20 protein-coding genes and 1 tRNA gene are annotated in these 21672 nt (G+C 61.0%); 3 read left to right on the top strand and 18 right to left on the bottom strand.

The annotated features are described in order from the left end of the window. The 8 genes from hscA to trmJ form a co-directional block, all read right to left on the bottom strand. The gene (gene hscA / locus NPS29_RS17780; protein WP_274134050.1) at positions 1-1863 is read right to left on the bottom strand and encodes a Fe-S protein assembly chaperone HscA; all 1863 of its coding nucleotides are present in this window, start codon (positions 1861-1863) and stop codon (positions 1-3) included. 46 nt (positions 1864-1909) lie between these two features. Beyond that, entirely contained in the window at positions 1910-2428 is a 519-nt protein-coding gene (gene hscB / locus NPS29_RS17775; protein WP_274134049.1) for a co-chaperone HscB, read from the bottom strand. Between the two features lie 8 nt (positions 2429-2436). Continuing rightward, positions 2437-2760, bottom strand: a complete 324-nt coding sequence (iscA, locus tag NPS29_RS17770) for an iron-sulfur cluster assembly protein IscA (RefSeq protein ID WP_274134048.1) — start codon at positions 2758-2760, stop codon at positions 2437-2439. Positions 2761-2795: 35 nt separating this feature from the next. Continuing rightward, positions 2796-3182 carry a Fe-S cluster assembly scaffold IscU gene (iscU, locus tag NPS29_RS17765; RefSeq protein WP_062383507.1) on the bottom strand — a complete coding sequence of 129 codons (387 nt, stop codon included), beginning with the start codon at positions 3180-3182 and terminating at the stop codon, positions 2796-2798. 90 nt (positions 3183-3272) lie between these two features. Next, complete coding sequence (locus NPS29_RS17760; protein ID WP_274134047.1) at positions 3273-4487, bottom strand: IscS subfamily cysteine desulfurase; 1215 nt, start codon at positions 4485-4487, stop codon at positions 3273-3275. A gap of 44 nt (positions 4488-4531) precedes the next feature. Beyond that, positions 4532-5023, bottom strand: coding sequence for a Fe-S cluster assembly transcriptional regulator IscR (gene iscR / locus NPS29_RS17755; protein WP_274134046.1), 492 nt, complete (start codon positions 5021-5023; stop codon positions 4532-4534). Positions 5024-5191: 168 nt separating this feature from the next. Then, on the bottom strand, positions 5192-5977 hold the full coding sequence (gene cysE / locus NPS29_RS17750; RefSeq protein WP_274134045.1) for a serine O-acetyltransferase: 786 nt from the start codon (positions 5975-5977) through the stop codon (positions 5192-5194). Further along, positions 5977-6750: a tRNA (cytosine(32)/uridine(32)-2'-O)-methyltransferase TrmJ gene (trmJ, locus tag NPS29_RS17745; protein ID WP_274134044.1), complete on the bottom strand. Its 774-nt coding sequence runs from the start codon at positions 6748-6750 to the stop codon at positions 5977-5979. The genes cysE and trmJ overlap by 1 nt, the downstream gene beginning before the upstream one ends. Positions 6751-6975: 225 nt before the next feature. Between trmJ and suhB the strand changes: the two genes are divergently transcribed. Beyond that, entirely contained in the window at positions 6976-7791 is an 816-nt protein-coding gene (gene suhB / locus NPS29_RS17740) for an inositol-phosphate phosphatase (protein WP_274134043.1), read from the top strand. 68 nt (positions 7792-7859) lie between these two features. On the opposite strand, the gene NPS29_RS17735 is transcribed toward suhB, so the two are convergent. Then, entirely contained in the window at positions 7860-8792 is a 933-nt protein-coding gene (locus NPS29_RS17735) for a LysR substrate-binding domain-containing protein (RefSeq protein ID WP_274134042.1), read from the bottom strand. Positions 8793-8928: 136 nt separating this feature from the next. Here NPS29_RS17735 and NPS29_RS17730 point away from each other — a divergent pair, with 136 nt between their 5' ends. Then, the gene (locus NPS29_RS17730) at positions 8929-10134 is read left to right on the top strand and encodes a cation:dicarboxylate symporter family transporter (protein WP_274134041.1); all 1206 of its coding nucleotides are present in this window, start codon (positions 8929-8931) and stop codon (positions 10132-10134) included. A gap of 159 nt (positions 10135-10293) precedes the next feature. On the opposite strand, the gene NPS29_RS17725 is transcribed toward NPS29_RS17730, so the two are convergent. The 8 genes from NPS29_RS17725 to queA form a co-directional block, all read right to left on the bottom strand. Beyond that, the gene (locus NPS29_RS17725; protein WP_274134040.1) at positions 10294-11892 is read right to left on the bottom strand and encodes an argininosuccinate lyase; all 1599 of its coding nucleotides are present in this window, start codon (positions 11890-11892) and stop codon (positions 10294-10296) included. Between the two features lie 64 nt (positions 11893-11956). After that, a complete protein-coding gene (locus NPS29_RS17720; RefSeq protein WP_274134039.1) occupies positions 11957-13201 on the bottom strand; it encodes an OprD family porin in 1245 nt (414 codons plus the stop codon). A gap of 903 nt (positions 13202-14104) precedes the next feature. Then, positions 14105-14650: a glycine zipper 2TM domain-containing protein gene (locus NPS29_RS17715; protein ID WP_274134038.1), complete on the bottom strand. Its 546-nt coding sequence runs from the start codon at positions 14648-14650 to the stop codon at positions 14105-14107. Between the two features lie 118 nt (positions 14651-14768). Further along, the gene (gene secF / locus NPS29_RS17710) at positions 14769-15680 is read right to left on the bottom strand and encodes a protein translocase subunit SecF (protein WP_274134037.1); all 912 of its coding nucleotides are present in this window, start codon (positions 15678-15680) and stop codon (positions 14769-14771) included. A 9-nt stretch (positions 15681-15689) separates the two neighbouring features. After that, positions 15690-17558 carry a protein translocase subunit SecD gene (gene secD, locus NPS29_RS17705; protein WP_274134036.1) on the bottom strand — a complete coding sequence of 623 codons (1869 nt, stop codon included), beginning with the start codon at positions 17556-17558 and terminating at the stop codon, positions 15690-15692. Positions 17559-17620: 62 nt separating this feature from the next. Next, positions 17621-17959, bottom strand: coding sequence for a preprotein translocase subunit YajC (gene yajC, locus NPS29_RS17700; RefSeq protein ID WP_062383548.1), 339 nt, complete (start codon positions 17957-17959; stop codon positions 17621-17623). A gap of 52 nt (positions 17960-18011) precedes the next feature. After that, positions 18012-19127 carry a tRNA guanosine(34) transglycosylase Tgt gene (tgt, locus tag NPS29_RS17695; protein ID WP_274134067.1) on the bottom strand — a complete coding sequence of 372 codons (1116 nt, stop codon included), beginning with the start codon at positions 19125-19127 and terminating at the stop codon, positions 18012-18014. A 14-nt stretch (positions 19128-19141) separates the two neighbouring features. Continuing rightward, positions 19142-20212 (bottom strand): tRNA preQ1(34) S-adenosylmethionine ribosyltransferase-isomerase QueA, encoded by a 1071-nt coding sequence (gene queA / locus NPS29_RS17690; protein WP_274134035.1) that lies wholly within the window; start codon positions 20210-20212, stop codon positions 19142-19144. Between the two features lie 107 nt (positions 20213-20319). On the opposite strand from queA, the gene NPS29_RS17685 reads away from it, so the two are divergent. Beyond that, positions 20320-20404: transfer RNA gene (locus NPS29_RS17685), tRNA-Leu, on the top strand. Between the two features lie 436 nt (positions 20405-20840). Here the strand turns inward: NPS29_RS17685 and NPS29_RS17680 are convergent. Further along, positions 20841-21584: an SDR family oxidoreductase gene (locus NPS29_RS17680; protein ID WP_274134034.1), complete on the bottom strand. Its 744-nt coding sequence runs from the start codon at positions 21582-21584 to the stop codon at positions 20841-20843. Between the last annotated feature and the right edge of the window lie 88 nt (positions 21585-21672).

The following is a 21672-nucleotide window of genomic DNA, read 5'->3' as shown; positions in this document are numbered from 1 at the left end:
TTATTCCTCAATCTCATTCAGGTTGCGCCCGGCCAACGCGGCTTTCACCGTCGAGTCCAGGCGGCGGGCCGCGAACGCATCGGTCACCTGCGACAGACGCTTGGTCTGCTGCTCGATGGCCGCACCGTCGGTGCCCTTCATCAATTCACGGAGTTCTTCGACCTGCATCTCGATGACCATGCGCTCTTCGGCGTCGAGCAAACGCTCGCCGTCGGCCTGCAGCGCGCCTTCGACGGCTTCGATCAGGCGCTGGGCATCGACCTGCTGCTCACGCAGCACACGGGCCACCTTGTCATCACCGGCATACTGGAACGAATCCTTGAGCATGCGGGCGATTTCGCCGTCGGTCAGGCCGTAGGACGGCTTGACCTGAATGCTCGACTCCACGCCCGAAGCCAGCTCGCGAGCGGAAACACTCAGCAGACCGTCGGCATCGACCTGGAAGGTGACACGAATCTTCGCAGCGCCGGCCACCATGGCCGGAATGCCGCGCAGATCAAAGCGGGCCAACGAACGGCAGTCGCTGATCAGTTCACGCTCGCCTTGCAGCACGTGAATCATCATGGCCGACTGGCCGTCCTTGTAAGTGGTGAATTCCTGGGCACGGGCCACGGGAATCGTGGTGTTGCGCGGAATGACCTTTTCCATCAGGCCGCCCATGGTCTCAAGACCCAGGGACAGCGGAATCACATCCAGCAGCAGCAACTCGCCACCATCGCGCTTGTTGCCTGCCAGCGTATCGGCCTGGATCGCTGCACCAATGGCAACCACCTGATCCGGATCGATTTCGGTCAACGGCTGGCGGCCGAACAGCTCGGCAACCGCGTCACGCACGCGAGGCACGCGGGTCGATCCACCGACCATGACCACCGCCTCGACTTCGTCCAGCTCGATGCCGCTGTCACGCACGGCGCGACGGCAGGCCTTGAGGCTACGGGCGATCATCGGTTCGATCAGCGCGTCGAAACCGCTGCGGCTCAGCACGCCAGTCCACGAGCCATAAGCGACGTCCACCGAATCGGCATCGGTCAGCGCTTCTTTTGCGGCGCAAGCGGTCTGCATCAGGCTGCGCTGGGCTGCTGGGTCCAGGTCGTCCGACAGACCAGCCTCGGCAATGATCCAACTGGCAATGGCGTAGTCGAAGTCGTCACCGCCCAGGGCGCTGTCGCCGCCGGTGGCCATGACTTCGAACACACCGCCGGTCAGGCGCAGGATCGAGATATCGAATGTGCCGCCGCCCAGGTCATAGATGGCCACGATGCCTTCGGCGTTCTGGTCCAGACCATAGGCCACCGCCGCAGCGGTGGGCTCGTTGAGCAGGCGCAGCACGGTCAGGCCCGCCAGCTTGGCGGCGTCCTTGGTGGCCTGGCGCTGAGCATCGTCAAAGTAGGCAGGAACGGTAATCACCGCACCGACCAGCTCGCCACCCAGCGTGGCTTCTGCGCGCTGGCGCAGCACCTTGAGGATGTCGGCGGACACTTCAACCGGGCTTTTCGCACCCTGAACGGTCTCGATGAACGGCATGTGCGACTCGCCGCCGATGAAGCGGTAAGGCAACTGCTCGCCCAGGTGCTTCACATCGGAAATACCACGCCCCATGAGGCGCTTGACCGAAATGATGGTGTTCAAGGGATCGGTGGCGGCAGCGTCCTTGGCGGACTGGCCGACCTCGACGCGATCGGCGTGATAACGCACGGCCGACGGCAGGATGACCTGGCCATCCTGATCCGGGAGCGGCTCACTGATGCCACTGCGCAGGGCAGCAACCAGCGAGTTGGTGGTGCCGAGATCGATCCCGACGGCCAGACGGCGCTGGTGTGGTTTTGGACTTTGGCCGGGTTCGGCGATCTGCAGTAGAGCCATTGCTTTTCTGATATCACTGGCGCGCCGCCCAAAAGGCGGCGCGGGGTTAATCGTCGAGGCGCTCTTCGAGCTGGCGCACTTCGTAGGAGAGCTTGTCGAGGAACTGCATGCGGCGCATCAGCCTTTCGGCCTGCTCACGCTGTGCAGCATCGTCCCAACAGGCCGCGAAGCTATCGTTCAGTTGTTCCTGCGCCACCTTCAGGCGACGCTTGAACGTCGCCACGCCATCCAGGTCCGCTTCGTCCTGCAGGTCTTCGAGTTCTTCGCGCCACTGCATCTGCTGCATCAGGAAGTCAGGGTCGTGCACTGTGACTTCCAGGGGCACTTCGCCCTTGAGCGCCAGCAGGTAACGCGCCCGCTTAGGCGCATTCTTGAGCGTCTGGTAGGCATCGTTCAGGCTTGCCGAGCGCTCCAGCGCAACACGTTGCTCACGCTCGGAAGCGTCGGCAAAACGGTCGGGGTGCACACTACGGGCAAGCTCGCGATAGCGCGTGGCCAGCAAATCGAGGTCCAGCAGGAAACCCGGCTGCAGATCGAACAGAGCAAAGTGACAAGGAGTACCCACGATAAGCCTCAGACGTTGAAGCTTTCGCCGCAGCCACATTCACCGCGCGAGTTGGGGTTGTTGAACTTGAAGCCTTCGTTCAACCCTTCCTTGACGAAATCAAGCTCAGTGCCGTCCAGGTAAACCAGGCTCTTGGGATCGATGATCACCTTGACGCCGTGGTGCTCGAACACCGTGTCTTCGCTTTCCGGCTGGTCGACGAACTCGAGTACGTACGCCAGGCCCGAACAGCCAGTCGTGCGAACGCCCAGACGAATGCCATCACCCTTGCCGCGCCCTTCGAGGGAACGGCGCACGTGGTTGGCGGCAGCTTCGGTCATGCTGATAGCCATCGTGACTCCTTACTTGCAAGCGGGATGAAGACTGCTCAGAGCAGGCCTTTCTTCTGCTTGTAATCGCGAACGGCGGCCTTGATGGCGTCTTCGGCGAGTACGGAGCAGTGAATTTTCACTGGCGGCAGGGCCAGTTCTTCAGCCAGCTGGGTGTTCTTGATGGTCTCTGCTTCGTCCAGGGTCTTGCCCTTCATCCACTCGGTGGCGAGGGAGCTGGAAGCAATGGCCGAACCGCAGCCGTAAGTCTTGAACTTGGCGTCTTCGATGATGCCCTGCTCGTTGACCTTGATCTGCAGGCGCATGACGTCGCCGCACGCCGGGGCGCCGACCATGCCGGTGCCGACATCAGGGTCTTCCGCGTTCATCTTGCCGACGTTGCGCGGGTTCTCGTAGTGGTCGATGACCTTTTCGCTGTAAGCCATGGTTCATATCCTCATCAAATCAGACTGTCGCTCTGGCGACACTTCAAAAACCCGGTTTTCAAAGCGCCGCATTCATGTGGCGACTTTAAATTAGTGTGCGGCCCACTCGATCTTCGAGATGTCGACGCCGTCCTTGAACATGTCCCACAGCGGCGACAGAGCGCGCAGCTTGGTGACGGCTTCGCAGACTTTCTGCGCAGCCCAGTCGATTTCTTCTTCGGTGGTGAAGCGGCCGAAGGTGAAGCGGATCGAGCTGTGTGCCAGTTCGTCGTTGCGGCCCAGGGCGCGCAGGACGTACGAAGGCTCGAGCGAGGCCGAGGTACAGGCCGAACCGGACGAAACGGCCAGGTCCTTGAGCGCCATGATCAGCGACTCGCCTTCGACGTAGTTGAAGCTCAGGTTCAGGTTGTGCGGCACGCGGGCAGTCAGGCTGCCGTTGACGTACAGCTCTTCCAGATGCTCGACCTGCTTGTAGAAACGGTCGCTCAGCGCCTTGATGCGAGCGTTCTCGGCCACCATGTCTTCCTTGGCGATACGGAAGGCTTCGCCCATGCCGACGATCTGGTGAGTAGCCAGGGTGCCCGAACGCATGCCGCGCTCGTGACCGCCGCCGTGCATGGTCGCCTCGATGCGCACACGAGGCTTGCGGCTGACGTACAGCGCGCCGATGCCTTTAGGACCGTAGGTCTTGTGGGCAGAGAAGGACATCATGTCGACTTTCAGCTTCGACAGATCGATCTCGACCTTGCCGGTGGACTGTGCAGCGTCTACATGGAACAGCACGCCGCGCGAACGGGTCAGTTCGCCAATGGCAGCGATGTCGTTGACGGTGCCGATTTCGTTGTTCACGTGCATGATCGAAACCAGGATGGTGTCGTCACGCAGGACAGCTTCGATCATCGCCGGAGTGATCAGACCGTCGGTGGTCGGCTCAAGGTAAGTGACTTCGAAACCTTCGCGCTCCAGTTGGCGCATGGTGTCGAGCACCGCCTTGTGTTCGATCTTGCTGGTGATCAGGTGCTTGCCCTTGGTCGCATAGAAATGCGCGGCGCCCTTGATGGCCAGGTTGTCGGATTCGGTGGCACCGGAAGTCCAGACGATTTCGCGCGGATCGGCGTTGACCAGATCAGCCACCTGACGGCGGGCATTCTCGACCGACTCTTCGGCTTTCCAGCCAAAGACGTGGGAACGCGAGGCCGGGTTACCGAAGTTTCCGTCAACCAGCAGGCAATCGCTCATCTTCTGGGCGACACGTGGGTCGACCGGGGTTGTCGCGGAATAATCGAGGTAAATCGGCAATCTCATTGAATATCTCCTATCGGGCAGGCGCGCCGCGCGTTCATCTGCGTTCACTCAACGGCGGATGTTTCAATCTTGTCCAGGAACTGTGCCTTGCTGTTGCAACGACGCAGGTCCTGGCGTTGGGCGACTTCCTGCACTTCACGGCGAGTGACGAGGTCGGCCAGGCTGATACCGCTTAGAAATTCGTGAATCTGCTGGCTGAGGTCGCACCACAAATGGTGGGTCAGACAGGTATCGCCAGCATGGCAATCACCGAGCCCCTGGCAGCGCGTCGCATCGACCGATTCGTTGACCGCATCGATCACCTGCGCCACCTGGATCCCCTGCATGCTGCGCGACAGCTGGTAGCCGCCGCCCGGACCACGCACGCTGGACACCAGATTGCCGCGGCGCAGCTTGGCGAACAGTTGCTCGAGATAGGAAAGGGAAATCCCTTGCCGCTCGGAGATATCGGCCAGGGACACTGGCCCATGCTGCGCGTGTAACGCCAGGTCGAGCATGGCGGTTACGGCGTATCGGCCTTTTGTAGTCAATCGCATGACGTGTACCGCGGAGGTTCGGAATGAGGGCGAGTATGCTATTCCCGAGTATTTAAGTCAACTATAAGACCTAGTAAAGCACTCAGGATTACCCGCAAAAACGCGGCGGTATGGTAGCAAAGACTGGGGCAAAAGGCATGCCTGCATTTTGCCCGGTGCGTCGGGTGCTTATTCCTGAGCGACTTTGGCTTCGCTGCGCTCCTTCATGCAGTCGAAGACATCCTGATGCAGCTCCGGCAGCTCTTTCTCGCGGTACTCGCAGCCCAGACTCTTGAGCGCCTTGCCCATGTCTTCCATGCGCACATCCACCGCCTGCAGATGATCGAGCAACTGGGCAATGGCCCGTGCGACCGGGTCAGGCATGTCTTCGCCCACACCGTAGGCATCGAAGCCGATCTTCTCGGCCATGGCCTTGCGCTTGGCTTCGGCGTCGTTCTGGTCAGCCTTGACGATGATCCGCCCCGGAATCCCCACCACGGTCGCGCCCGCCGGAACCGGCTTGGTCACCACCGCATTGGAGCCGACCTTGGCGCCCGCACCCACGGTGAACGGGCCGAGCACCTTGGCGCCCGCCCCTACCACCACGCCGGATTCCAGGGTCGGGTGGCGCTTGCCTTTATTCCAGCTGGTGCCGCCCAGGGTCACGCCCTGATACAGCGTCACGTCGTCACCGATCTCGGCCGTCTCGCCAATGACGATGCCCATGCCGTGATCGATAAAGAAGCGCCGGCCCACCTTGGCGCCCGGATGAATCTCGATACCGGTCAGCCAGCGCCCGAAGTTGGACACCATGCGCGCCGGCCATTTCAGATCCCTGCTCCACAACCAGCCAGACAGGCGATGCAGCCAGATCGCGTGCATGCCGGGGTAGCACGTCAGCACTTCAAAGGCATTGCGCGCTGCCGGGTCCCGGTGAAATACGCTCTGGATATCTTCTCTCAGACGCTCGAACATCACTGATCCTTCCGCTTGTAGGGCTCACCGTGGGCGACTTTCTGGGTCTCGGTGAGGATGCCACGCAAAATGCTCATTTCAGACCGGCTGATTTCCGAGCGACCGTACAACCGGCGCAACCTGGCCATCAGGTGACGCGGCTTCTCCGGATCGAGGAAGCCAATGTCCACCAGGGTGCTTTGCAGATGCTCATAGAATTTTTCCATGTCATCCATTGCCACCAGTTCGGTGCTGCGCGGCGAGGTCGTTTCGTACTTCATGACCTTGGTCGCCTGCCCGTCCGCCGCCAGCCACGCCATGCGCGTCTCGTAGCTGAGCACCTGCACCGCCGCCGCCAGGTTCAGCGAGCTGAAATCAGGGTTGGACGGGATGTGTACGTGGTAGTGACAGCGCTGCAGCTCTTCGTTGGTCAGGCCTGCGTATTCGCGACCGAAGACCAGCGCGATCTCTTCACCCTGCCCTGCGTGCTCGACGGTCATGGCGCCCGCTTCACGGGGATCGAGCAGTGGCCAGGGAATCTTGCGGTCACGGGCGCTGGTGCCCATGACCAGATTGGCACCCACAAGCGCCTCCTCCAGCGTGCCGACGACCTGGGCCTTTTCCAGAATGTCGTTGGCCCCGGACGCACGCGCATTGGCGTCATCGTGGGGAAAGTGAGCCGGATCGACCAGCACCAGACGCGAAAGCCCCATGTTCTTCATGGCACGAGCAGCGCCACCGATATTTCCCGGATGACTGGTACCGACCAGGACAACACGAATATTTTGCAGCAATGGTGGAGTCTCGCTAGCAGGTGAAAAGGGGGACGAATGTTACAGAAGCACCCGGCCCAAGGCTATGAACCCTTGCACGACATCACCTTCATACACCCCGGATCTGCGCTTTACCACTGCCCGTGAGGCGACCGGACGCAGCTTAAAGCAGGTTCCGGCGCTGGAAATCATCGGCAAGAACCAATAGAATGGCCGGCTCTCTTTAACGACCTAGGTGATACATCCATGCAGCCCATGCTGAATATCGCGCTGCGCGCCGCCCGCAGCGCCAGCGAATTGATTTTCCGCTCCATCGAGCGCCTGGATTCCATCAAGGTCGACGAAAAAGACGCGAAAGACTACGTCACCGAAATCGATCGCGCCGCTGAAAAAGTCATCGTCGACGCCCTGCTCAAGGCCTACCCGACCCACGGCATCCTCGGCGAAGAAAGCGGCCTGCACGCTGGCAGCGGCGAAGGCGCCGACTACCTGTGGATCATCGACCCACTGGACGGCACCACCAACTTCGTTCGTGGCGTCCCGCACTTCGCCGTCAGCATCGCCTGCAAATACCGTGGTCGCCTGGAACACGCCGTGGTCCTGGACCCTGTCCGCCAGGAAGAATTCACCGCCAGCCGTGGCCGTGGCGCCCAGCTCAATGGCCGTCGCCTGCGCGTCAGCCCGCGCAAGAGCCTGGAAGGCGCCCTGCTGGGCACCGGTTTCCCGTTCCGCGAAAACCAGATGGACAACCTGGAAAACTACCTGAACATGTTCCGTTCGCTGGTTGGCCAGACTGCCGGCATCCGCCGCGCCGGTGCCGCGAGCCTGGACCTGGCCTACGTCGCTGCCGGTCGTTTCGACGCATTCTGGGAGTCGGGCCTGTCCGAGTGGGACATGGCAGCCGGCGCCCTGCTGATCCAGGAAGCAGGCGGCCTGGTCAGCGACTTCAACGGCGGCCACGAATTCCTCGAGAAGGGTCACATCGTTGCGGGCAACACCAAGTGCTTCAAGGCCGTACTGACCTCGATCGCACCGTTCGTACCGGCTTCGCTCAAGCGCTAAGCGTTTTCGCAGCTGTAAAAAAACCGGCCTTGTGCCGGTTTTTTTGTGTCCCAATGAAAAGGCAACGTCTAACCCCGGCGGGGTCGTCTCGCACTCAACTGCCGAGACAAATCGATGAAGTTCTTCAAAGGCGGCAACTGGTTGAAACTGCGACACACCAGGGTGATCGGCGCGTGCAGCCTGGGCTTGGCGTTGGCAATCGGGCAATAGATCACGCTCTCCTTGTGCACATCCCTCATGGATGCCGGGACGATGGAAACCCCCGCCCCCGCCGCCACCAGGCTGACGTTGGTGAGCATACGCTCGACCTCGAACGCGATCTTCGGGTTGAAGCCCGCATTCAGGCATGCCTTGATGAGATTGGCGTACATCCCCGGCGCGCCGGGGCGACGAACCAGAATGAACGGCTCCTGGCTCAGGCTTTCCAGCGCAACAGCCGGTGGCTCGCCGTGCCCGTCATAGTCGGCCAGCAAGGGATGGCCGACCGGCAAAGTCAGCAGCATCTCCTCGTTCAGCAGCCGGTGAAATTCAAGGCTCTGATGGCGACCGACCGGCGCTCGCACAATGCCCACATCAACGCTGCCTTCGATGGCCGCCTCGGTCAGTTGCTGGGCGCTCCCCTCTTTCAACGACACCGCCACCGCAGGGAAACGCTCGCGATAGGCGCGGATGATGCGCGGGATCAACGGGTGGGCCGCCGCCGAGCTGGTAAAGCCGACACTCAACTGCCCCTCGATGCCATGGGCGGCCCGTGACGCCTTGAGCGAACCTTCCTGGACACGGGCGAGAATCTCCCGGGCCTCTTGCAGGAAAACCTGCCCACCTGCCGTCAGATCCACACCCTTGGGATGTCGCTTGAACAGATCGAAACCCAGTTCCTCCTCCAGCGCGCGGATCTGCTGGCTCAATGGCGGCTGCTGCATGTTCAGGCGCGCGGCGGCGCGGGTGAAATGTCGCTCTTCGGCCACCATGACGAAATAACGCAGATGACGAAGCTCCATGGTGGTCTATCCCGCAGCGAGGTTTTATGATTGCCGCCCGGTCAATGCGACATTGGCCGGCAAGCGTGCCTAATCCGCCTGACGCTGACAAGGCACGTCCACCAATAACAATAAGCACGTCCAGACCGGTACGCCGATGCCTGCAAGGCTTCTTCGCAGCAGCACCCTGCAACTTCTGCTGGCCATCGCCTGCGGTGCGCTTCTGGGCGTTTTCGATCCCGCCCTTGCCGTGACCATGAAGCCTCTGAGCGACGGTTTCATTCGGGTGATCGGCTGGCTCATGCCGTTCATGATGTTCCTGTTGATCGCCTCCGGCGTGGCGGGTCTGCAGGTGCGCCAGCGTGGACTGGCGGGCAAGGTATTCGTCTATTTTCAAGGCATGGCATTGTTGTCGCTGTCACTGGCCTGCCTGATCGCCGACTTCACGCAGCCAGGCTCAGGCACAGCGGCGGCCCTGACCCTCGACACTCAGGCAGCGGGCGGGTTTTCGTGGACCGGGTTCGGGTCGCTGATTGCACGCGGGCTGATGCACAATCCGATCCTGCAGGTGATGCTGGCCGGGTTGTTGACCGGAGTATTGATCGGTCGTGCAAGTGGCTTTCGGCATGCCGAAACGCTACGTCTGACCCTGGAAAAAGTCGTCCAGTGGCTGTTCAGCGCCCTGAAGCTGATTCTGCGCTTCGCCCCGCTGGCCGCCTTTGGCGCCATCGCCTTTACCATCGGCAAATTCGGCCCGGCCTCGGCCCTGCCGCTGCTCAAGTTCGTTGCAGTGATCTATTTGGCGTCTGCGGCGTTCATCCTGCTGATCCTGACACCCCTGACCCACGCCTGCGGAATTTCACTGTGGTCGCTGGTGCTTCATCTGAAGGACGAACTGTTGCTGGTCACCTTCACCGGCTCTTCGGTCGCTGCCCTGCCCGGCCTGATCGAGAAGATGCAAATGCTCGGCTGCGACCGCCAACTGACGCGCCTGGTGCTGACTACCGGTTACACCTTCAACCTCAGCGGCTCGAACATTTACCTGATGACAGCGGTGATGTTCCTGGCGCAGATGGCGGGGGTCGATCTGACTGCGGCGCAACTGCTCACCCTGCTGCTGATTTCCATGGTGACGTCGCTGGGTTCTACCAGCATGGCGGGTTCTGCGTTCTTCACCCTCGTTGCCACACTCAACTTGCTGAACCTGGTGCCTGTGGAAAGCGTGGGGTTGCTGCTGGGCGTGGAGCGCTTGATGAAATGCCGCGTGCTGACCAACGTGCTGGGTAACTGCGTGGCGTGCCTGGCGATTGCGCGCTGGCAGAATGGCTTCGTCTTTGATGCTGCCCGAAAGGCGCTGCACTGACATCGCGTAGGAGCGCGCTTGCCCGCGATCTGGCGCGAAGCGGCAGCAAAACCTGACGCCCCCAGCGTGTCAGCCAAACCGAGGTGTCAGGTTTTGCTGCCGCCAATGCGGCAGATCGCGGGCAAGCGCGCTCCTACAGGTTTCGTCGAGCCTGGGGTATCACCCCTTGGACGACAACAACTTCTCGAACGCACGGTCCAGCTTGCCTTCGGCCTCGGTCAGCTTCTCCCGACGCTCGCTCAGCCATGCCTGATCGGCTTCCAGGTTCTTGTGGGCTTCGGCCAGCATGCGCTTGACCTCCTGCGGTTGCGGGCCGCCGGTGCCCTTGCGAGTGTTGACCATGTTTTCAGGCGACAGCGAGGCGCGGAATGTCGCCTCATCCAGCGGCAGCGTGTTCTGTTTCCACTGATATTTGTCGGCCGCCTTGGTGTAAAGCTTTTGCGCGTCGGCATAGGGGAATGTCTTGGGCGTCAGGCCCTGGTCGCGGGCCTGCTCGACGATCAGCGACGCAAAGCTGTGGCCAATGCGGAACGGCACTTTCTGCGTGCGCTCCAGGGTATCGGCCAGCTCCATGGACGTGGTCCACTCGTTCTCGAGCTCTTCACGGGCGCGCTGTGGATTGACCTGCAAGGCATCGAGCACCGCGTCCGTCGCGGCGAACATTTCCCTGGTGGAATCGAACACGCCCAGCGAATCAAAGGCAAACTTGTAGTCGGTCATGCCGGTGGTGACGTTGTGCGCCCGCAGGGTCACGGTCTGGGCCAGTCCTACCACATCGGACGCACTTTCCCGTGCGCGCATCAGCAACCCCGGATTGCGTTTCTGCGGCATGGCGCTGCTGGTGTAGGTTTTCTCTTCATCGAGCAGCAGCCACGGGCGAATCTGGTGATATTGGGTGTGAATGTCGCCAATCATCGCGCCCACCCGGATAGCCGACGACGACGCAATGTTCGCCGCCTCGATAGGGATGTCATAGGTGGAAACCTGGCTCGAATCCAGCGAGTTCTCGCGCACCGCGTCAAAGCCCAGCAGCTCGGCCATGCGCTCGCGGTTCAGCGGATAGGCCGAGTTGGCCAGCACCGCCGTGCCCATCGGGCTCTGGTTCAGACGCTGATACAACTCGCGAATCCGCTGGCCGTCCCGGTCGAATGCCGCCTCGAACGCCAGCAGATAATGCGCGTAGGTTATCGGCATCGCCTGCACGCCGTTGGTGTACGCCGGGATCAGCGTATCGACGTTCTTGTCGGCCAGATCCAGCAGGCGCTTGCGGGTCGCATTCAAGGCCTCGCTATAGCCCAGGACGTCAGAACGTAATTTGGCCAGACGGTAGGTGGCGAGCATGTCCTGGCGGCTGCGGCCAGAGTGGATCAGCGAAGCTTCAGGACCGATCTTGTCGGTCATGATCTGCTCCAGTTGCAGCACATCGCTGGGTCGCTTGCCGTTGGGCTGGTCGGCCTGATCGATGGCGTAGCGCACACCGGTAGCGATCTTCTGCCCCATCTCGGGTTTGACGATGCCCTCCTCCGTGAGCATGACGATGGAGGCCTTGTTGATACGGTTCAGCCAGGAGAACTGGCTCTCGCCCTTGCTGGCCCGCGCCTTGGACTTGTCGACAGTCGCGCCGATCTTCGCCGCCTGTGCGGCACATTGTTCTGTGGTGGCACAGGGCACCTCGGCGGTATTGGCGGCCCAGGCCCCATGACTATTGAACAGCGCGAAGGCGACGGCGAGATGGATCAGGGTCTTTCTGGTTGGCATTTCAGGCTCCGTTGCGGCAACAGCCGAGGGTGAGCGATTGAGGAAAAGTGTTCACAGGTGCGACTCAGAGCAACGGCAGCGTGTAACTGACGATGACGCGGTTCTGGTCGATGTCGTTGCCGCCATTGCTGCGGTAAGTGCCGTTGCGCCACCTGAGTTCGAGGTTCTTCAGCGCGCCGCTCTGGAACACATAGGCGATGTCGGTATTGCGTTCCCACTCGGTGCCTTCTTTGGCGCCACGGGCAAAGTTGTCGCCCTGCAGGTAACGGGTCATGAAGGTCAGCCCCGGCAGACCGGCCGCCGCGAAGTCATAGTCGTAGCGGGCTTGCCACGAACGCTCTTCGGGGTTGGCGAAATCGGGGGAGATCATCACGTAGTTGACGAGGAAGGAGTCGGTTCCCGCCAAGTGCGGAAACCCTGTGTCGCCGCTCATCTTCTGATAGGCCACACCAAAACCATGGCCGAGCACGCTGTAGGTGAAACGCGCGCCGATGGCGGTGTTGTCGACGTTGGTATTGCCGTCCTTGAGCGAGCGCGCATAGCGCAGGTCACTCTTGATCGACTGCGACTCGCTCAGGGGGAAATTGTGCAGCAGCGTCACGATGTGCTGCTTGTAGTTGTTCTCAAGTCCGCCGTAGTTGTAGGAAGTAGTCAGTCCCTTGGTCCAGCTGTAGCTGGCGCTGGCGAAATCGAACTTGTCGCTGGGCCGCCCGCCCTTGATGCCCTTCCCTTCAGCCTCGATGTCCTCGTGGCCACTGTCGTTGCGTTCACTGTTGCTGGTGAGGCGCCCGACATTGAGGGTCATGTCGGTGATGTCTTTGGATGTCACCTGCGCGCCACGAAAGGTCTGCGGCAGCAGTCGTCCATCGTTGGGCAGGACCGTAGGCAATTTCGGCATCAGCGTGCCGACCCGCAGCACGCTTTTGGAAATCCGCGCCTTGGCGGTTACACCGGCGCGTCCATAGTCATCCGGGGCCTTCTCATCGCCCACCGGCAGCAGGCCGGAGTTGCGGCGCTCGGGGCCCGAGTCGAGTTTGAGGCCGAACAGCCCGACGGCGTCCACCCCGAAACCTACCGTGCCTTCGGTGAAACCGGATTCGTAGTTGAGGATCAGGCCCTGGGCCCATTCATCGCGCCTGGACTGGCTGGCGTTGTCCTGGCGGTAATCGCTGTTGAAATAGAAGTTGCGAAATTCGAGGTCGGCCTTGCTGTCCTCCAGGAAATCGGCTTCGGCAAAACCTGGAAAAGTGAGGCTCAACCCAAGGGCGGCAGCAGACGTGAGGCCAAGAGATACAGGGCTTTTTTGCATTATTGTTTCCCGCGTGGCGTAGCTGTTTTTTATTGGTTTTGTCAGGTGGATGACCACCTGCAAAAAGCTTACGCGGCGAGAATTCAAATAAAAAATATATAGTTAGTACCGGTTGAATACGTTTTAGATATAGAGGTAATTCCGCGGTATGGCGCAGGAATGTATTTTCCTCCAAACCTGTAGGAGCGCGCTTGCCCGCGACGGCGGTGGCGCATCCGACACATCGCCATCGAATGTACCGGCCATTCGCGGGCAAGCGCGCTCCTACCGTGCCGTGTATGGCGCAGAAAGCGATTCCCCCATTCCTGTAGGAGTGAGCTTGCTCGCGATGACGGTGTTGCATCCGGCACATCTCGATCGAATGTACTGGCCGTATCGCGAGCAAGCTCACTCCTACAGGTCTTGCTGTGACGGACGAGGCGTGTCTTTTTCGGGTATGCCGGAGAAACTGGATTCACTCCCTGTAGGAGCGCGCTTGCCCGCGACGGCGGTGGTGCATCCGACGCATATCCATCGGATGTACCGGCCATTCGCGGGCAAGCGCGCTCCTACCGTGCCGTGTATGGCGCAGAAAGCGATTCCCCCATTCCTGTAGGAGTGAGCTTGCTCGCGATAACGGTGTTGCATCCGGCACATCTCGATCGAATGTACTGGCCATATCGCGAGCAAGCTCACTCCTACAGGTCTTGCTGTGACGGACGAAGCGTGTCTTTTTCGGGTATGCCGGAGAAACTGGACTCACTCCCTGTAGGAGCGCGCTTGCCCGCGACGGCGGTGGTGCATCCGACACATCGCCATCGGATGTACCGGCCATTCGCGGGCAAGCGCGCTCCTACGGGATGGCCGGATGGGCCAAAAAAAACGCCCCTGCGTGAGGGGCGTTTTTGGGGAGCCGACCGAAACTTACTGACCGGCCTGGCTCAATTCCAGCTGACCGTCTTTGTTGACCGGAATCTGGCTGCCCGGATCGCGATCCATACGCACCTGGCCGACCTTGTCGTTCAGCTTGTACTTCACGTTGTAGCCCACGACCTTGTCGCTGATGTCGTTGACCGTGTTGCAACGGGTTTCGGTGGTGGTGTAGGTATCGCGGTTCTGCATGCCTTCCTGCACCTTGTTGCCGGCGTAGCCGCCGCCGACCGCACCGGCCACGGTGGCGATCTTCTTGCCGTTACCGCCACCCACCTGGTTACCGAGCAGGCCACCTGCCAGGGCACCGACAACTGTACCGACGATCTGGTGCTGGTCCTTGACCGGGGCGCGATGGGTCACCGCGACGTCCTTGCACACTTCACGAGGGGTCTTGATCTGTTCTTTTACAGGCTCGACGGCCAGCACGTCGGCATATTCAGGGCCGTTGTTTTTAACGAGGCTATAGGTGGCCAAAGCCCCACCGGCAGTCACACCGACAGCGCCCAATACAGCACCAACTAGCAACGATTTGTTCACGTGAACCTCCTGACCATTTTCAGCGCAATTTCTTACGCTACTCCCAGCCTTGGAGCACAAAAAAAGGCGCGAGTTCAAACTCGCGCCTTCTAACGTGACGACCGGTCAGATCAAATCGTTATGGACGATCATCCACCTGCTCGGCTGCAACCGGTGGCAGCAGGTCTTCGGTACGCAGGTTCAGCCAGATCAGCACCACGTTGGCGATGTAGATCGAGGAGTAGGTACCGGCCATGACGCCGATGAACAGCGCCACCGAGAAACCGTGCAGGCTGTCGCCGCCGAAGATCCACAGCGCGCCGATAGCCAGCAGCGTGGACACCGACGTGGCGATGGTACGCAGCAGGGTCTGGGTGGTGGAGATGTTGATGTTCTCGATCAGCGAAGCCTTGCGCAGCAGACGGAAGTTCTCGCGAACCCTGTCGAATACCACGATGGTGTCGTTGAGCGAGTAACCGATGATCGCCAGGACCGCCGCCAGCACCGTCAGGTCGAAGGTGATCTGGAAGAACGACAGGATACCCATGGTCACGACCACGTCGTGGATCAGGGAAACGATCGCGCCCACGGCAAACTTCCACTGGAAGCGGAATGCCAGGTAGATCAGAACGCCGCCCAGTGCCAGCAACATGCCGATACCGCCCTGGTCGCGCAGCTCTTCACCCACCTGCGGGCCGACGAACTCGACGCGCTTGACCGTGGCCGGGTTATCGGCACCGGTCTTGCGCAGTGCGTCGGCTACCTGTGCGCCCAGTTGCGGGTCTTCACCCGGCATGCGCACCAACAGATCGGTGGTCGCGCCGAAGCTCTGCACGATTGCCTCGTGGTAACCGGCATTGGTCAGCTCGTCACGCACCTTGCCAAGATCGGCAGGACGCTCGTAGGTCAGCTCGATCAGCGTACCGCCGGTAAAATCCAGGCCGAAGTTCAGCCCCTTGTGGAACCAGCTGAACAACGCCAGCGCGGTCAGGAGCATGGTCAGGGCGAACGCAACGTTGCGAACGCCCATGAAGTTGATTGTACGTTTCATGGCAGCCCCTTAGATCCACAGCTTCTTGACGTCACGGCCGCCATAAATCAGGTTGACCATTGCGCGGGTCACCATGATGGCCGTGAACATCGAGGTAAAGATACCGAGCGACATGGTCACGGCGAAGCCTTTGACCGGGCCGGTGCCCATGGCGTAGAGAATGCCGCCGACCAGGAGCGAGGTCAGGTTGGCGTCGAGAATCGCGGTGTAGGCGCGGTCGAAACCTTCGTTGATCGCACGTTGCACGGTCATGCCATTGGCCAGCTCCTCACGTATACGCGAGAAGATCAGCACGTTGGCGTCCACCGCCATACCCATCGTCAACACGATACCGGCGATACCCGGCAGGGTCAGCGTGGCACCCAGGATCGACATCAGCGCCAGCAGCATGACCATGTTGAAGGCCAGTGCCACGGTCGCGATCAGGCCGAAGAAACGGTAGATGGCGAGGATGAACAGCGAGACGAACAGCATGCCCCACAGGGAAGCGTCGACACCCTTGGTGATGTTGTCGGCACCCAGGCTCGGGCCAATGGTGCGCTCTTCAGCGAAGTACATGGGAGCGGCCAGACCACCGGCACGCAGCAGCAGTGCCAGTTCCGACGATTCGCCCTGGCCGTTCAGGCCGGTGATGCGGAACTGCGCACCCAGCGGCGACTGGATGGTCGCCAGGCTGATGATCTTCTTGTCTTCCTTGAAGGTCTGCACCGGCACGTCTTTCTCGACGCCGTCGACCATCTGCTTGACGTAGGTGGTCTGCGGACGCTGCTCGATGAAGATCACCGCCATGCTGCGACCGACGTTGGCGCGGGTGGCGCGGCTCATCAGGTCACCACCGTGGCCGTCAAGCTTGATGTTCACCTGCGGGCGACCGTGCTCGTCAAAGCCGGCCTTGGCGTCGGTGACCTGGTCACCGGTGATGATCAGGCCACGCTCTACCGCTGCAGCCGGACGACCGCCTTCGCGGAACTCGAACATTTCAGTGGTGGCCTTGGTGTCATCGGGGCCTGCACCCAGACGGAACTCAAGGTTGGCGGTCTTGCCCAGGATACGCTTGGCTTCGGCAGTGTCCTGCACGCCTGGCAGCTCGACCACGATGCGGTTGGCACCCTGGCGCTGAACCAGTGGCTCGGCCACGCCCAGTTCGTTGACACGGTTACGCACCGTGGTCAGGTTCTGCTTGATCGAATATTCGCGAATCTCGGCGATCTTGGCCTGGGTCATGGCCAGACGCAGGATCGGCATCTCGCCACGCTCGCTGGTGGTGATGTCGAAATCGCTGTAATCCTTGCGGATCAGGCTACGGGCCTGCTCGCGGGAATCGGTGTCGCTGAAGCCCAGTTGAATGGCATTGCCATCCTGCGGCAGGCTGCGATAACGCAGTTTTTCCTTGCGCAGCAGGCTTTTGACTTCGCCTTCGTAGACGTTCAGACGCGCACTGAGTGCCTTCTCCATGTCGACTTCCAGCAGGAAGTGCACACCACCGGAGAGGTCGAGACCCAGTTTCATCGGGCTTGCGCCCACGTTGCGCAGCCACTTCGGCGTGGTCTGTGCCAGGTTCAGCGCAACGACGTAGTCGTCACCCAGCGCCTTGCGCGCAACATCCTTGGCGGGCAGCTGGTCTTCCTGTTTGGTCAGACGCAACAAACCGCCCTTGCCATTCTCGGCCAGAGACGCGCCCTTGACCGCGATGCCAGCATCGGTAAGCGCCTTGCTTACGCGATCCAGATCCGCCTGATTGACCTGCAACGCAGTGCTTGCGCCGCTGACCTGGATGGCCGGGTCGTCAGGGTAGAGATTGGGTGCGGAATAAATAAAGCCGATGCCCAGTACGACCAGGATCAGGAAGTATTTCCACAGTGGGTATTTGTTCAACATCACGCCGCCTGCTTATAACGCGGGGCGCCTTGCGCGCCCCGTCGATTGGTAAAAGACTGGAATCAGATGGCTTTCAGGGTGCCCTTGGGCAGGGTGGCAGCGATGGCGCCCTTCTGGATCTTCAGTTCTACAGTGTCGGAAACTTCGATCACCACGAAATCGTCAGTCACTTTGTTGATCTTGCCCGCGATACCGCCGGAAGTAACGACTTCGTCGCCCTTCTGCAAGTTACCCAGCAGATTCTTCTGCTCTTTGGCGCGTTTGGCCTGTGGACGCCAGATCATCAGGTAGAAGATGACCAGGAAGCCGACCAGGAAAATCCACTCGAAACCCGAACCCGCCGGACCCGCAGCGGCAGGCGCGGCTGCGTCCGCCATGGCGTTGGAAATGAAAAAGCTCATTTAGCACTCCAGTTGCATAATTTTAATAAGAAGCGGATAGACCGGCTGTCAATCAATCCAGGGGCGGCGTTGCAAGCCCGCGCTTGGCATAGAACGTATCGACAAAGGCGGCCAATGTACCCTGTTGAATAGCCTCGCGCAAACCAGCCATCAGCAGCTGGTAATGCCGCAAATTGTGGATCGTATTGAGCATGCTCCCCAGCATTTCGCCGCACTTGTCCAGGTGATGCAGATAAGCGCGGGAGAAGTTCTTGCAGGTGTAGCAATCGCACGTCGGATCCAGCGGCGAATCATCGTGGCGATGGAACGCATTACGAATCTTCAGGACACCGGTGTCGATGAACAGATGACCGTTGCGGGCGTTGCGCGTAGGCATCACGCAGTCGAACATGTCGACTCCGCGGCGCACACCTTCAACCAGGTCTTCAGGCTTGCCTACACCCATAAGGTAACGAGGTTTGTCAGCGGGCATGCGACCAGGCAGGTAATCGAGCACCTTGATCATCTCGTGCTTGGGCTCGCCCACCGACAGGCCGCCAATGGCCAGGCCGTCGAAATCCAGCTCGCTCAAGCCTTCCAGCGAGCGCATGCGCAGGTTTTCATGCATGCCGCCCTGAACGATGCCGAATAGTGCCGCGGTGTTTTCGCCATGGGCGATCTTCGAACGCTTGGCCCAGCGCAGCGACAGCTCCATGGAGGTGCGCGCCACGTCTTCGTCGGCCGGATACGGGGTGCATTCGTCGAAGATCATCACAATGTCCGAGCCCAGGTCACGCTGGACCTGCATCGACTCTTCCGGCCCCATGAATACCTTGGAGCCGTCCACCGGCGAGGCGAAGGTCACGCCCTCCTCCTTGATCTTGCGCATCGCGCCCAGGCTGAACACCTGGAAACCACCGGAGTCGGTCAGAATCGGGCCTTTCCACTGCATGAAATCGTGCAGGTCGCCGTGGGCCTTGATGACCTCGGTGCCAGGACGCAGCCACAGGTGGAAGGTGTTGCCCAGGATGATCTCGGCGCCGATGGCCTCGATATCACGGGGCAGCATGCCCTTGACCGTGCCATAGGTACCGACCGGCATGAACGCCGGGGTCTCGACCGTGCCACGGGGAAAGGTCAGACGACCACGACGAGCCTTGCCATCAGTGGCCAGCAGCTCAAACGACATACGACAGGTGCGACTCATGCGAGATCCTCGGGGGCCGCATCTGATCCTTGAGGTGCAGTCGGCGCCGGATTGCGGGTGATGAACATGGCATCCCCGTAACTGAAGAAGCGGTATCCGTGCTCCACCGCAGCCGCGTAGGCCGCCATGGTTTCCGGGTAACCGGCGAAGGCTGAAACCAGCATCAACAGCGTGGATTCAGGCAAATGGAAATTGGTGACCAGGGCATCGACCACATGGAAGGGACGGCCCGGGTAGATGAAGATATCGGTGTCGCCGCTGAACGCCTTGAGCACGCCATCACGTGCCGCACTTTCCAGCGAACGCACACTGGTGGTGCCCACCGCGACCACACGGCCACCGCGCGCGCGACACGCCGCCACGGCATCGACCACCTCTTGAGTGACTTCCAGCCACTCGTTATGCATGTGGTGATCTTCGATGCGCTCGACGCGCACCGGCTGGAACGTCCCCGCGCCCACGTGCAGCGTGACAAAGGCCGTCTCGACGCCCTTGGCAGCAATCGCCTCCATCATCACCTGGTCGAAATGCAGCCCCGCCGTCGGCGCCGCCACCGCGCCGGCACGCTGGGCGTACACGGTCTGGTAGCGCTCGCGGTCGGCGTCGTCATCCGGGCGGTCTATATAAGGAGGCAACGGCATATGCCCTACGCGCTCGAGCAGCGGCAGCACCGGCTCGGCAAAACGCAGCTCGAACAGCGCATCATGGCGCGCCACCATCTCGGCCTCGCCACCGCCATCGATGAGGATCGTCGACCCCGCCTTCGGCGACTTGCTCGACCGCACATGGGCCAGCACGCGATGCTGATCCAGCACCCGTTCCACCAGGATTTCCAGCTTGCCGCCCGAGGCTTTCTGCCCGAACAGCCGCGCCGGAATCACCCGGGTATTGTTGAAAACCATGAGATCGCCGGGGCGCAAATGCTCCAGCAAATCAGCGAATTGGCGATGTGCCAGCGCACCGCTCGGCCCGTCCAGGGTCAGCAAGCGGCTGCTGCGACGCTCGGCCAGAGGGTGGCGAGCGATCAGTGCATCAGGGAGTTCGAAGGTAAAGTCGGCGACACGCATGATGGGGTTCGTCTAGCAGGGCCGGGAAGTTTAGCGGAAAAGCACAAAATTGACCATGAAACATGATTGACCAACGGTAGGCGCGTCTCTATACTCCGCCGCCACAAGCCCTGATGGCGGAATTGGTAGACGCGGCGGATTCAAAATCCGTTTTCGAAAGGAGTGGGAGTTCGAGTCTCCCTCGGGGCACCAGACAGCAGTACCTTCAAGGGGTTGCGTCGCTTGAAGATGAAAAGAACCGGCCAGATTTGAGCCGGTTTTTTTGTGTCTGAGGTTTTTCGGATAGCGCTGGTCGCGTCTGCCCCAATGCCAAAAACCGGCAACCCTGTGCAGGTAGCCGGTTCCTGAATATTCATGCCTGACCTGGCAATCCTGCGCCTTCAAAATCGCCCCCGCCGGCAAGCCGTGCTGCTACGGGATCGGGGTGTGCTTGCGGTTTGTGTTCCGCCGCGGAACCGTAGCAGCACGGCTTGCCGGCGGGGGCGGCCTTGAGATCGCTGACGCCGGCGAGCCGGACTGCTACGGGATTGGGGGGTGATTGCGGTGTGTGTTGCGCCGCAGAACCGTAGCAGTCCGGCTTGCCGGCGAGCCGATGGTGAGGACGCCTCGCCGGCAAGCGCTGCGCTGATCAGAAATCCTGCGCAGTCGGCCGCAACACGATTTCGTTGATGTCCACATCCCCCGGCTGTTCGATGGCGTAGGCGATCGCTCGTGCGACGGACTCGGCCGGGATGGCCATTTTGTAGAACTCGTTCACCACGTCAGCGCTTGGCTGGTGGCCGCTGCCGAGTTTGAGTTCGGATTCAACGGCACCTGGCTCGATGGTGGTGGTGCGGATCTTGCCGCCGACTTCGTGGCGCAGGCCGTCGGAGATGGCGCGCACCGCATATTTGGTGCCGCTGTAGACCGAGCCGCCGGGGCTGAAGACCTTGATGCCGGCCACCGACGAGATGTTGATGAAGTGGCCGAAGCCCTGGGCTTCAAACTTGGGCAGCGCGGCAGCCACGCCGTAGAGCACGCCCTTGATATTGATGTCGATCATGCGATCCCATTCTTCGACGCGCAGTTCGGAGATGGGGGCGATGGCCATGAAGCCGGCGTTGTTGATCATGACATCGACCTTGCCGAAGTCGCGCACGGCGTTTTCGATCAGGGTGCTGAGGTCTTCGCGGCGGGTGACGTCGACGGTGTAGGCCGAGGCCTGGCCGCCGGCTGCCTTGATCTCGCTGACGATCACGTCCATGCGTTCCTGACGGCGCGCAGCCAGGACAACCTTGGCGCCCAGGCGGGCCAGGTGGCGGGCGGTGGCTTCGCCCAGACCGCTGCTGGCGCCAGTGATGACAACAACCTTGTTTTGAATGCCATTGCTCATTTTGAATCTCCTCAAGCGAGTGGGAAGTGCTTGAGATGAAGTTTGCAGTGGATATCCGATCCAGAAAATGGAAGAGTTAGGATTTGAG

The sequence above is a fragment of the Pseudomonas putida genome, from assembly GCF_028682175.1.
GTDB classification, from domain to species: Bacteria; Pseudomonadota; Gammaproteobacteria; order Pseudomonadales; family Pseudomonadaceae; genus Aquipseudomonas; species Aquipseudomonas putida_AD.
Note: the sequence above shows the minus strand (reverse complement) of the source record. Positions and strands in the feature narration are given on the sequence as shown.

What these genes read in the sequence shown, in the direction of transcription:
- hscA (WP_274134050.1), bottom strand. Translation starts at nt 1,863, where the DNA reads ATGGCTCTACTGCAGATCGCCGAACCCGGCCAAAGTCCAAAACCACAC.
- iscA (WP_274134048.1), bottom strand. Translation starts at nt 2,760, where the DNA reads ATGGCTATCAGCATGACCGAAGCTGCCGCCAACCACGTGCGCCGTTCC.
- iscU (WP_062383507.1), bottom strand. Translation starts at nt 3,182, where the DNA reads ATGGCTTACAGCGAAAAGGTCATCGACCACTACGAGAACCCGCGCAAC.
- NPS29_RS17760 (WP_274134047.1), bottom strand. Translation starts at nt 4,487, where the DNA reads ATGAGATTGCCGATTTACCTCGATTATTCCGCGACAACCCCGGTCGAC.
- iscR (WP_274134046.1), bottom strand. Translation starts at nt 5,023, where the DNA reads ATGCGATTGACTACAAAAGGCCGATACGCCGTAACCGCCATGCTCGAC.
- cysE (WP_274134045.1), bottom strand. Translation starts at nt 5,977, where the DNA reads ATGTTCGAGCGTCTGAGAGAAGATATCCAGAGCGTATTTCACCGGGAC.
- suhB (WP_274134043.1), top strand. Translation starts at nt 6,976, where the DNA reads ATGCAGCCCATGCTGAATATCGCGCTGCGCGCCGCCCGCAGCGCCAGC.
- NPS29_RS17735 (WP_274134042.1), bottom strand. Translation starts at nt 8,792, where the DNA reads ATGGAGCTTCGTCATCTGCGTTATTTCGTCATGGTGGCCGAAGAGCGA.
- NPS29_RS17730 (WP_274134041.1), top strand. Translation starts at nt 8,929, where the DNA reads ATGCCTGCAAGGCTTCTTCGCAGCAGCACCCTGCAACTTCTGCTGGCC.
- NPS29_RS17725 (WP_274134040.1), bottom strand. Translation starts at nt 11,892, where the DNA reads ATGCCAACCAGAAAGACCCTGATCCATCTCGCCGTCGCCTTCGCGCTG.
- NPS29_RS17720 (WP_274134039.1), bottom strand. Translation starts at nt 13,201, where the DNA reads ATGCAAAAAAGCCCTGTATCTCTTGGCCTCACGTCTGCTGCCGCCCTT.
- secF (WP_274134037.1), bottom strand. Translation starts at nt 15,680, where the DNA reads ATGAAACGTACAATCAACTTCATGGGCGTTCGCAACGTTGCGTTCGCC.
- secD (WP_274134036.1), bottom strand. Translation starts at nt 17,558, where the DNA reads ATGTTGAACAAATACCCACTGTGGAAATACTTCCTGATCCTGGTCGTA.
- yajC (WP_062383548.1), bottom strand. Translation starts at nt 17,959, where the DNA reads ATGAGCTTTTTCATTTCCAACGCCATGGCGGACGCAGCCGCGCCTGCC.
- tgt (WP_274134067.1), bottom strand. Translation starts at nt 19,127, where the DNA reads ATGTCGTTTGAGCTGCTGGCCACTGATGGCAAGGCTCGTCGTGGTCGT.
- queA (WP_274134035.1), bottom strand. Translation starts at nt 20,212, where the DNA reads ATGCGTGTCGCCGACTTTACCTTCGAACTCCCTGATGCACTGATCGCT.
- NPS29_RS17680 (WP_274134034.1), bottom strand. Translation starts at nt 21,584, where the DNA reads ATGAGCAATGGCATTCAAAACAAGGTTGTTGTCATCACTGGCGCCAGC.